This is a genomic window from Streptomyces arenae, assembly GCF_022343545.1.
Classification (GTDB): Bacteria; Actinomycetota; Actinomycetes; order Streptomycetales; family Streptomycetaceae; genus Streptomyces; species Streptomyces humi.
Genome location: NZ_JAKQYH010000091.1, coordinates 39,629 through 53,532, shown reverse-complemented (window position 1 = coordinate 53,532; position 13,904 = coordinate 39,629). Strand labels below are relative to the sequence as shown.

At 72.1% G+C, this 13,904-nt stretch carries 13 protein-coding genes; 8 read left to right on the top strand and 5 right to left on the bottom strand.

What is annotated here, in order from left to right:
- Window positions 1-149: 149 nt before the first annotated feature.
- The gene (locus MB828_RS44055; protein WP_301653068.1) at window positions 150-902 is read right to left on the bottom strand and encodes an MBL fold metallo-hydrolase; all 753 of its coding nucleotides are present in this window, start codon (window positions 900-902) and stop codon (window positions 150-152) included.
- Window positions 903-953: 51 nt separating this feature from the next.
- Entirely contained in the window at window positions 954-1,535 is a 582-nt protein-coding gene (locus MB828_RS44050) for a TIGR03086 family metal-binding protein (RefSeq protein WP_301653067.1), read from the bottom strand.
- A gap of 210 nt (window positions 1,536-1,745) precedes the next feature.
- Here MB828_RS44050 and MB828_RS44045 point away from each other — a divergent pair, with 210 nt between their 5' ends.
- On the top strand, window positions 1,746-2,978 hold the full coding sequence (locus tag MB828_RS44045) for an MFS transporter (protein WP_301653066.1): 1,233 nt from the start codon (window positions 1,746-1,748) through the stop codon (window positions 2,976-2,978).
- Here MB828_RS44045 and MB828_RS44040 read toward each other — a convergent pair.
- On the bottom strand, window positions 2,921-4,129 hold the full coding sequence (locus tag MB828_RS44040; RefSeq protein WP_430381520.1) for a hypothetical protein: 1,209 nt from the start codon (window positions 4,127-4,129) through the stop codon (window positions 2,921-2,923). The genes MB828_RS44045 and MB828_RS44040 overlap by 58 nt on opposite strands.
- Window positions 4,126-5,067, bottom strand: coding sequence for a 5-dehydro-4-deoxyglucarate dehydratase (locus MB828_RS44035; RefSeq protein ID WP_133026976.1), 942 nt, complete (start codon window positions 5,065-5,067; stop codon window positions 4,126-4,128). Before MB828_RS44035 ends, MB828_RS44040 begins: the two co-directional genes overlap by 4 nt.
- A gap of 224 nt (window positions 5,068-5,291) precedes the next feature.
- Here MB828_RS44035 and MB828_RS44030 point away from each other — a divergent pair, with 224 nt between their 5' ends.
- The 7 genes from MB828_RS44030 to MB828_RS44000 all read left to right on the top strand — a co-directional run bounded on the left by MB828_RS44030 (window position 5,292) and on the right by MB828_RS44000 (window position 12,722).
- Window positions 5,292-6,101 carry an NAD-dependent epimerase/dehydratase family protein gene (locus MB828_RS44030; RefSeq protein ID WP_301653065.1) on the top strand — a complete coding sequence of 270 codons (810 nt, stop codon included), beginning with the start codon at window positions 5,292-5,294 and terminating at the stop codon, window positions 6,099-6,101.
- Window positions 6,102-6,470: 369 nt separating this feature from the next.
- Window positions 6,471-7,241 (top strand): DeoR/GlpR family DNA-binding transcription regulator, encoded by a 771-nt coding sequence (locus MB828_RS44025; protein WP_301653064.1) that lies wholly within the window; start codon window positions 6,471-6,473, stop codon window positions 7,239-7,241.
- Between the two features lie 78 nt (window positions 7,242-7,319).
- A complete protein-coding gene (locus MB828_RS44020) occupies window positions 7,320-8,687 on the top strand; it encodes an ABC transporter substrate-binding protein (RefSeq protein ID WP_301653063.1) in 1,368 nt (455 codons plus the stop codon).
- Window positions 8,684-9,619 (top strand): carbohydrate ABC transporter permease, encoded by a 936-nt coding sequence (locus MB828_RS44015; RefSeq protein ID WP_301653062.1) that lies wholly within the window; start codon window positions 8,684-8,686, stop codon window positions 9,617-9,619. Before MB828_RS44020 ends, MB828_RS44015 begins: the two co-directional genes overlap by 4 nt.
- The gene (locus tag MB828_RS44010; RefSeq protein ID WP_133026981.1) at window positions 9,616-10,461 is read left to right on the top strand and encodes a carbohydrate ABC transporter permease; all 846 of its coding nucleotides are present in this window, start codon (window positions 9,616-9,618) and stop codon (window positions 10,459-10,461) included. Before MB828_RS44015 ends, MB828_RS44010 begins: the two co-directional genes overlap by 4 nt.
- Window positions 10,458-11,447 carry a zinc-dependent alcohol dehydrogenase family protein gene (locus MB828_RS44005; RefSeq protein WP_301653061.1) on the top strand — a complete coding sequence of 330 codons (990 nt, stop codon included), beginning with the start codon at window positions 10,458-10,460 and terminating at the stop codon, window positions 11,445-11,447. The genes MB828_RS44010 and MB828_RS44005 overlap by 4 nt, the downstream gene beginning before the upstream one ends.
- Before the next feature lie 105 nt (window positions 11,448-11,552).
- Complete coding sequence (locus MB828_RS44000; protein WP_301653060.1) at window positions 11,553-12,722, top strand: TerD family protein; 1,170 nt, start codon at window positions 11,553-11,555, stop codon at window positions 12,720-12,722.
- Window positions 12,723-12,875: 153 nt separating this feature from the next.
- Here the strand turns inward: MB828_RS44000 and MB828_RS43995 are convergent, their stop codons facing one another.
- Window positions 12,876-13,892 (bottom strand): 1-aminocyclopropane-1-carboxylate deaminase, encoded by a 1,017-nt coding sequence (locus MB828_RS43995; RefSeq protein ID WP_301653059.1) that lies wholly within the window; start codon window positions 13,890-13,892, stop codon window positions 12,876-12,878.
- Between the last annotated feature and the right edge of the window lie 12 nt (window positions 13,893-13,904).

Here is a 13,904-nt window from a genome sequence, read left to right as displayed (position 1 = left end):
GGGTGCGACAGAAGAAGAAATCATGGGGATCGTAGCGTGGAATCGGAGCCTTCGACGGAGAGTCGGCGGAAATGACGGACAGCTTGGCGCGGCAAAGCGTTATTACAGGGAAAGCCGAGAACGAAGTTCCGCAGTGGGCACCGGTCGCCTCAGAAACCCCTGGCCTCGCCCTCCCGGGCCACGCTTGTCGGGCTGCCGAATGTCACTCCCGCTCGGGTCGCCGCCATCTCGCGGGTCAGGGCCGGGCCCACGTGGGTGATCAGCAGTTCTCGTGCGCCCGCGTCCCGGGCGGCTCGCCCGGCGTCCTCCGGGGTCAGATGGACCTGTTCGCCTTCGCGATGTTCGTCGAGGTCGGCCTCGCACAGGAACACGTCCGCGCGGGCCGCGAGTTCGGGCAGGGCGTCGCACGGTCCGCTGTCCCCGGAGTACGCGAGGACACTGCCCTGGCACTCGGCGCGCAGACCGTACGCCTCGGTGCCGTGCGCGACCGCGCGGGCGGCCAGCCGGAGGTTCCAGTGCCGGACGGCGTGGCCGTCGTAGAGGGGCCGGAAGTCGAACACCCCGCTCAGGAAGCCCGGGTCCGGCCGGCCGAGGAAGTTCGCCAGGCGCCGTGCGCAGTCCTGCGGGGCGTACACCGGGATCGGCGCCGCCGGCGTCAGGCCGCCGAAGGCGAACGCGTAGGCGGCGGCGAGCAGATCCGCGCTGTGGTCCGCGTGCAGGTGCGAGACCCAGATCGCCGTGAGCCGGGCCGGATCCGTGTGCCGCTGCAACTCCGCGAAGGTCCCGGTGCCCGCGTCGACCCAGACCTCGGCGCCGCCGCCGCGCAGCAGGTACCCGGAGCACGGGCGGCCGGGCCGGGGGTGCGGGGAGGAGGTACCGAGGACGGTCAGGCTCAGTGGCATGGCGAGGAGAGTACGGATCCGGGTCCCCGCCCGCTCACCGTTTCGGCGCCTTCACGGCCTCCAGCCCGGGTCCCGGCCGGACAGCCCCACCGTCCGGTCCAGCAACGGCGCCTCCTCCGGCACCGGCACGAGCGGGCCGAAGGGGCCGCGGTCGCCCTGGGCCGCCATCGCCAGGAATCCGTGCGCCGCCGCCAGCGCCGCGGGATCGGGGGTGTACTCCAGGCCGGCGGCACGGGCCAGGTCCCAGCCGTGCACGACGAGTTCGTCGGCGACGACCGCCGCCGCCACCTCCCCCGGCAGGTCGACCCCGCCCGCCCGGGTCATACCGCTCCAGGCGGCCGGGTCCCGCCAGGCCTCGGCCAGTGCGTCGAGCGCCTTGGGCAGTTCCTGCCGCCAGTACGGGCCGAGTTCCGGCAGCGTGGCGCCGGGGCGGTGGTCGGTCGTGACGCCCAGGTTCTTGCGGGCCGCGTCCCGGAAGGCCACGGAGAGGCCCGCCACGTGGGCGAGCAGGTGGTGGACCGCGTAGTCCGGGCACGGGGTCGGTGCCGCGAGCTGCCCGTCCGTCACCCCTTCCGCGAGTTCCGCGACGATCCTCGTCTGCGGGCCGAGGTCGATCATGGTCGTGCCGGTCATTGCGCTGCCTCCCGGTTGTCCACCGACGCGGTCGTTCGGCTTCAGGAGGTAGACCGCACCGGCCGCGGAATCTCATCGCCCCGGGCACCGGTTTCGCCCCGGGCACCGGTTTCTTCGCCCCCTGTCACCGGGGCCCGCCCGCGGTCCACCCGCCTTCTAAGGCACCTTCCCGATCCCCGTACCCCCTCCTTAGACGCACGATGACCAGGCATGACGACCCCCAGCTCATGGGCCGTGACGCGGCTGCTCCGCGACCGCGACGCGGTCCTCTGCCTCACCGGCGTCGTGGTGTCCGGCTTCGGCACCTCCGCGCTCTGGCTGGTCGCCGGTGTCTGGGTCAAGGACCTCACCGGCTCCGACGGCCTCGCCGCCCTGTGCACCGCCGCCCTGTGGGCCCCCACCCTCCTCGGCCCCGCCCTTGGCGCCCTCGCCGACCGCGTCCGCCGCAAACCCCTGGTGATCTGTACGAACCTCGCCCTGGCCGCCCTCCTGCTGTCCCTCTGCACGGTCCACTCATCAGGCTCCGTCCCGCTGCTCTTCGCCGTCCTCCTCCTCTACGGCACGGCGGGCGTCGTCGAGGACGCGGCCGACTCCGCCCTGGTCGTCGCCGCCGTCGACCCCGCCCTGCTCGGCGACTTCAACGGGCTGCGGACGACCGCCCGCGAGGGCATGAAGCTGGTCGCCCCGCTGACCGGCGCCGCCCTGTACACGGCGTACGGCGGGCCGGGCGTCGCCCTGCTGGACGCCCTGACCTTCGTACTGGCGGCGGGGCTGTGCGCCCTGCTGCGGGTCACGGAGGAACGCCCTCGGCGGCCGGCCGCGAGCCTGCGCCGGCGGACCACCGAGGGGGTCCGGCTGCTGTGGGCGCACCCGGCGCTGCGGCCGCTGGTCCGCGCGGGCGGTGTCACGATGGGCCTGGTCTCGCTCGGCAGCAGCCTGAACTACGCGGTGGTGGACGCCCTCGGCCACACCCCCGCCTATGTGGGAGTGCTGTACGCCGCCCAGGGGGCCGGCTCGGTGGTGGTGGGGCTGGTCTCCGGGCCCGCGCTGCGACGGCTCGGCGAGCGGTGGTTCGCGGTGGCCGGGACCGCGCTGGCCGGGCTGGCGCTGGCCGGCCGGGCGGTGCCGTCCGACCCGGTGCTGCTGGTCTGCGGCCTCGCGGGCGGACTCGGCCTGCCCTGTGTCCTGATCGCCGCCCACACCGCCGTACAGCGCGAGATCCCGGCCGCCGCGCTGGGGCGGGCGACCGCGACCGCCGGCACGTTGATGTTCACACCGAACGTGCTGGGGCTGGCGGCCGGCTCCGCTCTCGTCGAACTCGTCAGCCACCGGCTGCTGTTGGTGGTCCTCGGCGGTGCGCTGCTCGGCACCGCCTGCGCGCTGGCTCAGCGCAGCGCCGACCGTACCGCCGCCAGGTCGTCGTCGGATGCCAATCCCGCGTGATACAGGCGCAGTTCGGTCGCGCCCAGGTCGCGGGCGCGGGCCGCGTCCGTGGCCAGGGTGCCGGGGCTGCCGCCCATCCCGGACACCACCGTGAAGTTGGCGGCGAGGACCGTGCCGGGCCGCGCGTGCTCGGCGAAGGGCGCCAGCAGGGCCGTACCGCCGGCGCAGGGGACCACGACACCGTCGGCGACCGACAGCACATGGGCCGGATCCACGCCTGGGTTGGCTCCGCAGTGGTACGCCACCGGGTCGGCGTGCAGCAGCACCTGGAAGCCCTCGGGGGCCGCCGCGCGCACCGCGGCGACGGCCGCCTCCTGGAGGGTGCGGGCCCTGCCGTCCCGCCAGGCGCGGGTGGCCGCGGCCACCGGTTCGCCGAGCAGCTTCTCGACCGTCGGCCAGCCAGCGTCGTCCCCGGCGCCCCGCCACAGCGGTTCCAGCGCGTCCCGTACGGCCGCCGCCAACTCGTCTGCGTCCAGGCCGTGTTCGCCGTATCCGGCCCGGCAGGTGGGGCAGAAGCACAGCGCCATCAGGTACTGGCCGGCGTCCCCGAGGCCGACCCCGGCGGTCTTGTCGTGGGCGTGCAGGTGCTGGAGACCGTACCAGCCTAGGGACTCCAGTTCGGTGCCGGCCGCACCGGGCCGTACGGCGGCCTCGGCGGCGAGGTCGGTGAGGTACGCGCGGGTGGCGGGCTGGGCGATGCACGGGGCCCAGGGGTAGCGATCGCCGTAGGCGTTGACGACCGAGGTGTCCGGATGCTCGGCGCCCAGCCGGGAGTTGTGGGCGAGGATCACCCAGGTGTGCACGTCGAGACCGGCGCCGCGCAGCGCCTCGGCCGCCTCCCCGAAGGCGTCGCCGGGGGCCCAGTCGCCCGCCGGGTAGGGCCGGAGCGCGCGGTCCGCCCAGTGGCCGCCGGCCGGGTAGTAGACGGCCGCGTGCTCGGCGGTGACGATACGGCGGCGCGGATGGCGCGGGGTCAGCGCGCGGGTGGAGTGGTAGGCGGAGGCGAGGGTGACCTGGTCCACGCCGAGCTCGGCGATGCGCCGCGGGGCCTCGGGGTCGCCGTTGACGTCCCAGGGGTAGACGAACGTGGACGTCCGCGACCGTGCCGCTCCGTGCGGCGACTTCACCCGTTCCGCTGTGGACGTCGTCACGCGTCCCCCTCCAGCAGTGCGTAGCCGCGCTCGACCAGCTGGGCGAGCTGCTTCACATGGTCCTCGCCCGGCTCGTGCAGCGGGGGCCGGACCTCGCCGACGTCCAGACCGCGCAGCCGTACCCCGGCCTTGACGAGCGAGACGGCGTATCCCCGGCCCTGCGCGCGGAGTTCGACGAAGGGACGGTAGAAGCCGTCCAGCAGGCGGTCCACCGTGGCCCGGTCGCCCTCGCGCAGCGCGGTGTGGAAGGCGAGGGCGATCTCGGGGACGAAGCAGAAGACGGCCGAGGAGTAGAGGTCGATGCCGATGGCCCGGTAGGAGAGCTGGGTCTGTTCGGCGGTGGGCAGGCCGTTGAAGTAGAGGAAGTCGCCGGGGACCTCGGTGCGGACGGCGCTCACGATCCGCTGCATCAGGTCCAGGTCGCCGAGACCGTCCTTGAAGCCGATGACGCCCTCGGTGCGGGCGAGTTCGACGGCGGTGGCCGGGGTGAACACCGCGTTGTCGCGCTGGTAGACGATCACCGGGAGGCCGGTCGCCGCGGCCACCTCACGGTAGTGCCGCAGCAGGCCCTCCTGGCCGGCGACCACCAGGTAGGGCGGCATGGCGAGCAGGCCGTCGGCGCCCGCGGCCTCGGCGAGACGCGCGTAGCGCACGGCGAGCGCGGTGCCGTAGCCGGCGCCCGCGACGACCGGCACCCGGCCGTCGGCCGCCGCCACGGCAGCGCCCACGCAGGCCTCGAACTCCTCCGGCAGCAGCGCGTGGAACTCCCCCGTGCCGCAGCAGGCGAACACCGCGGCGGCGCCGGCCTCGACGCCCCGCCGTACGTGCTCACGGTAGACGTCGAGGTCGAGGGAGCCGTCGGGGCCGTAGGCCGTGACGGGGAAGAAGAGCGGCCCGCGCGGGTCACGGAGCCGGGCGGCGAGAGGGGCTGGCGTCACGGGCGCTCCCTGGCGATGCATGTCTCTGATCGGCGTCTACATTCATGAACGTGACCACGTTACGAGCCTCCATCAGAGCCGGTCAAGCAGACAAACGACCAACATGCGAGCGGACTTCCGCACTCCACGGCACACTTGACGCAGCACACCCCGGCTCCCTAGCGTGTCCATGAATGTGAATAGGATGCACATACGCGACCGGTGCCGAGTCAAGGAGACCGTGGATGCCCACTCCCCGCACGCTACTGCTCACCGGCGCCGCAGGCGGGCTCGGCACCCTGATGCGCTCGCTGCTGCCGGAGTACGGCTACGAGCTGCGCCTGTTCGACGTGCGGCCGATCGAGGGCGAACCCGACGCGATCACGGCCGACCTCTCCGACCAGGACGCGCTGCGCGAGGCGGTACGGGGCGTGGACGCGGTGCTGCACCTCGCGGGGATCTCCCTGGAGGCGCCCTTCGAGAAGATCCTCCGGTCGAACATCGAGGGCACGTACCACCTCTACGAGGCCGCCCGCGAGGCGGGCGTACCGCGGATCGTCTTCGCCTCCTCCAACCACGCCGTCGGCTTCACCCCGGCCCCGCTCGCGGGCGAGCCGCCGATCCCGGTCGGCACCCCGCGCCGCCCGGACACCTTCTACGGCCTGTCCAAGTCGTTCGGCGAGGACCTCGCCCAGCTGTACTGGGACCGGCACGGCCTGGAGACCGTCTCGGTCCGTATCGGCTCCTGCTTCGCGGAACCCACCGACGTGCGGATGCTCTCGGTGTGGATGAGCCCGGCCGACGGCGCCCGCCTCTTCCACGCGGCCCTGACCGCCGAGGAGGTCGGCCACACCGTCGTCTACGGCTCCTCCGCCAACACCCGCCTGTGGTGGGACCTGACCTCCGCGCGGGCGCTCGGCTACGAGCCGCGGGACGACTCCGAGCCGTACGCCGAAAAGCTGATCGCCGAACTCGGCGAGCTGGATCCCGAGAACCCGGCCCACACCCACCTGGGCGGCCGGTTCGTCGTCGACCCGCCGATCTGGCCGCACTGAGGCACGCACGGCACGCGGCACGCGGCACGCGGCACGCACGGCAGGGAACGCACGCACGGCACGGCACGGCACGGCACGGCACGGCAGCAAACGATCGCACGCGACGGCGGGCGGGCACCGAACGGGCCCGCCCGCCGTCGCGTTCGGGCATCCGGGCCGCCCGCTTCCACCCCCTTCCGGACAGCGACCCAGGTCCGAGGCGGGCACTCCGTGCCGCAAACGGGCACACACGGGCAGTATCGGGCCCGCAACAGACCTGGTCAGCCCTCCGCACCCGCTGTAGAACTTGCTGCAAGGCCCGAACGGGCAGTTCCACAAGGCGGACGCACAGACAGTTCCAGGCGTTTCCACAAGGAAGTGGGTGACGGGATGAGCACGAGGACGGCGGAAGAACGCCAGCGCGAGATCGTGCGGGCCGCCCGCGCCACCGGCTCGGTCGACGTCACCGCACTCGCCGACGCGCTGGGCGTGGCCAGGGAGACCATCCGGCGCGATCTGCGCGCCCTGGAGGACCACGGCCTGGTGCGCCGCACCCACGGGGGCGCGTACCCCGTGGAGAGCGCCGGTTTCGAGACCACCCTCGCCTTCCGCTCCACCAGCCACGTCCCGGAGAAGCGGCGGATCGCGTCGGCCGCCGCCGAACTGCTGGGTGACGCCGAGACCGTCTTCGTCGACGAGGGCTTCACCCCCCAGCTCATCGCCGAGGCGCTGCCGACGGACCGGCCGCTGACCGTGGTCACCGCGTCGCTGCCGGTCGCGGGCGCGCTCGCCGAGGCCGAGAACACGTCGGTGCTGCTGCTCGGCGGCCGGGTCCGGGCGGGCACCCTCGCCACCGTCGACCACTGGACGACGAAGATGCTCGCCGGTTTCGTGCTGGACCTCGCCTACATCGGGGCCAACGGCATCTCCCGGGAGCACGGGCTGACCACGCCGGACCCGGCCGTCGGCGAGGTCAAGGCGCAGGCGATACGAGCCGCGCGCCGGACGGTCTTCGCGGGCGTGCACACCAAGTTCGGGGCCGTCAGCTTCTGCCGCTTCGCCGGCGTCGGCGCGTTGGAGGCGATCGTGACGAGCACCCTGCTGCCCTCCGCCGAGGCCCACCGCTACTCCCTGCTGGGCCCGCAGGTCATCCGGGTCTGACACCACCCCCCGCACTCCCCGAAGACCCTGCCACACCCTTCAATGCCCCATATATCACGATTCCTCCAGGAGCGATCCATGCGAACCCCGAGCCGACGGAGGCCGCGCGTCACACTCGCCATGGCCGCCGCAGGGACGCTGCTCGCCCCGCTGCTCTCCGGCTGCTGGGTCGGTGCGGGCGGGTCCGGTTCCGGCGGCGACTCGATCAACGTGCTGATGGTCAACAACCCCCAGATGACGGAACTCCAGAAGCTCGCCCCGCGCTTCACCAAGGAGACCGGCATCAAGGTCAACTTCACCGTGTTGCCCGAGAACGACGTCCGCGACAAGATCAGCCAGAACTTCGCCAACCAGGCCGGCCAGTACGACGTGGCCACCCTGTCCAACTACGAGATACCGATCTACGCCCGCAACGGCTGGCTGCACGAGATGGACTCGTACGTCGCGAAGGACCCCGGCTACGACGAGGAGGACGTCCTCAAGCCGATGCGGCAGGCGCTGACCGCCTCCGACGGCAAGCTCTACGGCCAGCCCTTCTACGGCGAGTCGTCCTTCCTGATGTACCGCAAGGACGTCTTCGCGGCGAAGGGCCTGACGATGCCCGCGCACCCCACCTGGCAGCAGGTCGCCGACCTCGCCGCGAAGGTGGACGGCGCGCGGTCCGGGATGCGCGGCATCTGCCTGCGCGGCCTGCCCGGCTGGGGCGAGCTGATGGCACCGCTGACCACGGTCGTGAACACCTTCGGCGGCACCTGGTTCGACAAGGACTGGAAGGCGCAGCTGGACGCGCCCGGCTTCGAGAAGGCGACGAAGTTCTATGTCGACCTGGTCCGCGCGCACGGCGAGTCCGGCGCCCCGCAGTCCGGCTTCGCCGAGTGCCTCAACAACATGACCCAGGGCAAGACCGCCATGTGGTACGACGCCACCTCCGCGGCCGGCCTCCTGGAGGCGAACGGCTCCCCGGTCAAGGGCAAGCTCGGCTACGTCCCGGCGCCCGTGGAGCGGACGAAGTCCGCCGGCTGGCTCTACACCTGGGCCTGGGGCATCCAGAAGGCCTCCCGCAACCCCGACAAGGCCTGGAAGTTCGTGTCCTGGGCGTCCAGCAAGGAGTACGAGCAACTGGTCGGCGAGACCAGCGGCTGGTCCAACGTCCCGGCGGGCAAGCGGGCGTCGACGTACACCAACCCCGACTACGTGAAGTCGGCCGCCGCGTTCCAGGAGATGACCAAGGAGGCCATCGAGAGCGCCCGGCCCAACGACCCCGGCGTGCAGCCGCGCCCCGCGCCCGGCATCCAGTTCGTCGACATCCCCGAGTTCACCGATCTCGGCACCAAGGTCTCCCAGGAGATCAGCTCGGCCATCGCCGGACGGCAGTCCGTCGACTCGGCCCTGAAGAAGTCCCAGCAGCTCGCCGAGAAGATCTCCAAGGAGTACGAGGGACGATGACCGCGACGACAGCCCCCTACACAGCGACACCCGCACGCGCCACGCGGCCGCCCTCCGCCCGCCTGCGCGCCTGGGCCACCCGGGCCCCGCTCCTGCCCGCCCTGGTCTTCATGATCGTCGTGACCCAGCTGCCCTTCGTGGCCACGGTGGTCATCTCCTTCTTCGACTGGAACGCGCTCTACCCGAAGGCCCGGCACTTCGCCGGCGTCGACAACTACCGCCAGGTCCTCACCGACGCCGACCTGCGCCACTCGGTGTGGACGACCGTGCTCCTCACGGTGACCGTGGTGCTGGTCAGCCTGGTGCTCGGCCTCGCGCTCGCGCTGCTGCTGAACAACCGGTTCCGCGGCCGGGGCGTGGTCCGCACCCTGCTGATCGCCCCGTTCCTCGTCGTCCCGGTGGCCGCCGCCCTGCTCTGGAAGCACGTCCTCTACAACCCCGAGTACGGCCTCCTCAACGGGCTGCTGCACTACGTCGGCGGACCGCAGCCCGACTGGATCTCCAACACCCCGCTGCTGGCGGTCGAGGCCGCCCTGGTGTGGCAGTGGACGCCGTTCATGATGCTGATCCTGCTCGCCGGGCTGCAGAGCCGGGACCCGGAGCAGATCGAGGCCGCCCGGGTGGACGGCGCCGGCGAATGGCAGATCTTCCGCCACCTGACCCTCCCGCACCTGCGCCGCTACCTCGAACTCGGCGCCCTGCTGGGCAGCATCTACATCGTCCAGAACTTCGACGCGGTCTTCACGATCACGTCCGGCGGCCTGGGCACCGCCAACCTTCCGTACACCGTCTACCAGAGCTTCTACCAGGCCCACGAGAACGGCCTCGCCTCGGCCGCAGGCGTCCTGGTGGTCATCGGCTCGATCGTCATCGCGACCTTCGCCCTGCGCGTGGTGTCGTCCCTGTTCCGAGAGGAGGCGTCCCGCGCATGAGCAGCATCGCCCCGCACATCAGGAAGCACCGGGGCCGCGGCATCGGCCTGGTGGCCTGGCTGGTCGGCATCGTCTTCTTCTTCCCGGTCGCCTGGATGGCGCTGACGTCCTTCCACTCCGAGGCGGACGCGGCGACCAACCCGCCCTCCTTCGGCGCCGCCCTCACCCTGGACGGCTACCGCGAGTTCTTCGGCGCGGGCGGCGGCGCGAGCCCCTGGCCGGCGCTGGTCAACTCGGCGGTGGCGTCGGTCGTCTCGACCCTGTTCGTCCTCGTCCTGGCGTTCCCGGCGGCGTACGCGCTGTCGATCCGGCGGGTGAGGAAGTGGACGGACGTCCTGTTCTTCTTCCTGTCCACGAAGATGCTGCCGGTGGTGGCCGGGCTGCTGCCCATCTACCTGTTCGCGAAGAACACCGGGATGCTGGACAACATCTGGTTCCTGGTCATCCTGTACACCTCCATGAACCTGCCGATCGCGGTGTGGATGATGCAGTCGTTCCTCGCCGAGGTCCCGGTCGCCGTCATCGAGGCCGCGCAGATCGACGGCGCCCGCCTGCCGACGATCCTGGCGCGCGTGGTGGCCCCGATCGCCCTGCCCGGCATCGCCGCGACCTCCCTGATCTGCTTCATCTTCAGCTGGAACGAACTTCTCTTCGCCCGGGTGCTGACGGGCGTGGTCGCCGAGACCGCCCCCGTCTTCCTGACCGGCTTCATCACCAGCCAGGGCCTGTTCCTGGCCAAGGTGTGCGCCGCGTCGCTCGTCGTCTCCCTGCCGGTGCTCGCCGCGGGGTTCGCCGCCCAGGACAAACTGGTCCAGGGCCTGTCGCTTGGAGCCGTGAAATGAAGGCCGCCGTCATCGAGTCCGTGGGCCGTGCCGTCGTCACCGAGGTCCCCGACCCCACGCCGGGGCCCCGCGAGGTGGTCGTCGAGGTCGCCGCCTGCGGTCTGTGCGGCACCGACCTGCACATCCTCCAGGGCGAGTTCGCGCCCAAGCTGCCGATCGTGCCGGGACACGAGTTCGCCGGCGAGGTGGTGGGCGTCGGCTCCCAGGTGACCGAGGTGGCGGTCGGCGACCGGGTGGCGGTCGACCCGTCCCTGTACTGCCACGAGTGCCGCTACTGCCGGGACGGCCACAACAACCTCTGCGAGCGGTGGGCCGCGATCGGCGTGACCGTGCCCGGCGGCGCCGCGCAGTACGCCGTCGCCCCGGTCGCCAACTGCGTGAGACTCCCCGAGCACGTCCGCACCCAGGACGCGGCCCTCATCGAGCCGCTGTCCTGCGCGGTACGCGGCTACGACGTGCTCAACTCCCGCCTCGGCGCGCACGTCCTGATCTACGGCTCGGGCACGATGGGCCTGATGATGCTGGAGCTGGCCAAGCGGACCGGCGCGGCGAGCGTCGACGTCGTCGACCTGAACCCGGCCCGGCTGGAGACCGCCCGCCGGCTGGGCGTCTCGGCGGCCGCCGCCGACGCGGACGAGCTGGACCGGCCGCGGGGCTGGGACGTGGTGATCGACGCGACCGGCAACGCGGCGGCGATCCAGGACGGCCTGGAACGGGTGTCGAAGGCCGGCACGTTCCTCCAGTTCGGCGTCGCCGACTACGCGACCCGGGTGACGATCGACCCGTACCGCATCTACAACCAGGAGATCACCATCACCGGCTCCATGGCCGTGCTGCACAGCTACGAGCGGGCGGCGGAGCTGTTCGCGAACGGGGTCCTGGACCCGGAGGTCTTCATCAGCGACCGGCTGCCGCTGGACAGCTATCCGCAGGCGCTGGAGCAGTTCGCGGCGGGCGTGGGACGGAAGATCGTCGTCGTTCCGTGAGCCGGCCGGGGGGTTCGGAGGGCCGATCGGGCGAGGGGCGGAGGGGCCGCCGCTCGGTAAGGGAACGGTAAAGCGGTGTCGTTCGTTCAGTGGGGCATGACAGCTATGACCCCTGGCTCGAACATCCCTCTCCCCGTCTCCCGGGTGGCGGTGGACGTCGCCGCCCCCGTGCGGCTCGACGTGTCGGGCCTGCTGCTCACGGGCGACGGCAAGGTGCGCTCCGACGACGACTTCATCTTCTACAACCAGCCCGTCGGCCCGGGTGTGACGTACCGCTCCGGCGGCGGTACGTCCCCGGACGCGATCACCGTCGACACGGCCGCCGTGCCGCCGGGCATCGAGAAGATCGTGGTCACCGCGAGCCCCGACGCCGCGGGCCAGACCTTCCAGGGCATCGAGCCGACGGCGACGATCCGCGACGCGGACGACGGCTCGGTGCTGGCCACCTTCACACCCCCGCAGCTGGGCGCGGAGACGGCCCTGGTGGTCGTGGAGATCTACCTCCGGGGCGGCGCGTGGAAGGCCCGCGCGGTCGGCCAGGGGTACGCGGACGGGCTGGCCGGCATCGCGACGGACTTCGGGGTGACGGTGGAGGAACCGGCCGCGGCGGCGCCCCCGGCCCCGGCGGTCCAGCCGGTGCCGGCCGCCGCTCCCCCGATGCCGTCCGCGCCGCCCGCCGCCCCCGCCCCCGGCGCCGGGAAGATCAACCTCGACAAGGGCCGGGTCAGCCTCCAGAAGAACCAGACCGTGTCCCTGGTCAAGGGCGGCAGCCCGCTGCTCTCGCAGGTCAAGATGGGTCTGGGCTGGGAGCCCGCGTTCCGCGGCAAGGACATCGACCTGGACGCGTCGGTCATCGCGTACGGCCCGCAGCGTGACCACGTCGACAGCTGCTACTTCGGCAAGCTGTCCATCCTGAACGGCGCGATCAAGCACTCCGGCGACAACCTGACCGGCGAGGGAGGCGGCGACGACGAGGTGATCGTGGTCGACCTCGGCCGGATCCCCCCGGAGGTCACCGGCCTGGTCTTCACCGTGAACTCCTTCTCCGGCCAGAAGTTCACGGAGGTCGCCAAGGCCTACTGCCGTCTCCTGGACGCCGCGACCGGCGAGGAACTGGTCCGCTTCGACCTCACCAACGCCGAGGCGCAGACGGGCGTGATGATGGCGAAGCTGGTCCGGCAGTTCTCCGGCGAGTGGGACATGACCGCGATCGGTGACTTCGTGAAGGCACGGACGGTCCGCAACATGGTGAAGCCGGGGGCGCAGGCGCTGTAGCGCCCGCGCGCCGCGCCGTCACGTCCTCGTCGCTCCCGCCGCCAGGTCCCGCAGGAAGTGCGGGACCCCGATCAGGAACACCACGATCAGCGGGAGCACGCCCCTCAGCGCCCCCGGCGGGGCGCCTGGGGACCGCCGCTCGGCGAGTACCGCCTAGAACAGGGCGCTGTACGCGTTCAGGGCCGGCTGGCCGCCGAGGTGGGCGTAGAGGACCGTGGAGCCGGCGGCGATCTCGCCCCGTTCGACCAGGTCGATCATGCCCGCCATCGACTTCCCCTCGTACACCGGGTCCGTGACCATGCCCTCCGTGCGGGCCGCGAGGCGCATCGCGGCCAGGGTGGTGTCGTCCGGGATGCCGTAGACGCCCGCGTGGTAGCGCTCGTCGAGTTCGACGTCGTCGACGGTCAGTTCGCGCCCGAGGCCGATGAGCCGGCCGGTGCGGTCGGCGATCCGGGCGACCTGCTCCCGGGTCTCGACGGGCTTGGCCGAGGCGTCGATGCCGATGACCCGGCGCCGGCGCCCGTCCGCCTCCTCCAGCGCCGCGAACCCGGCGACCATGCCGGCCTGCGTCGACCCGGTCACCGAGCACACGACCACCGTGTCGAAGAAGACGCCCAGCTGCCGTTCCTGCTCGGCCACCTCGTAGGCCCAGCCCGCGAAGCCGAGCCCGCCGAGCGGGTGGTCGGAGGCGCCGGCCGGGATGGCGTACGGCTTGCCGCCGGACTCCTCCACCTCGCGCAGCGCCAGCTCCCAGCTCTCCTTGAAGCCGATCCCGAACCCGGCCCGGACGAGACGTACGTCGGCTCCGGCCAGCCTGCTGATCAGGATGTTGCCGACTTTGTCGTAGACCGCGTCGGGCCACTCCACCCAGCTCTCCTGCACCAGCACGCACTTGAGACCGGCGCGGGCGGCGACGGCCGCCACCTGGCGGGTGTGGTTGGACTGCACCCCGCCGATGGAGACGAGGGTGTCGCAGCCCTTGGCGAGGGCGTCCGCGACCAGGTACTCCAGTTTGCGCGTCTTGTTCCCGCCGTAGGCGATCCCGGAGTTGCAGTCCTCCCGCTTGGCCCACAGCGCGGCACCGCCGAGGTGGGCGGTGAGGCGCTCCAGCGGATGGACGGGCGAGGGGCCGAAGAGCAGCGGGTAACGGTCGTACGAGGAAAGGGACATGGAGCGCCTCCT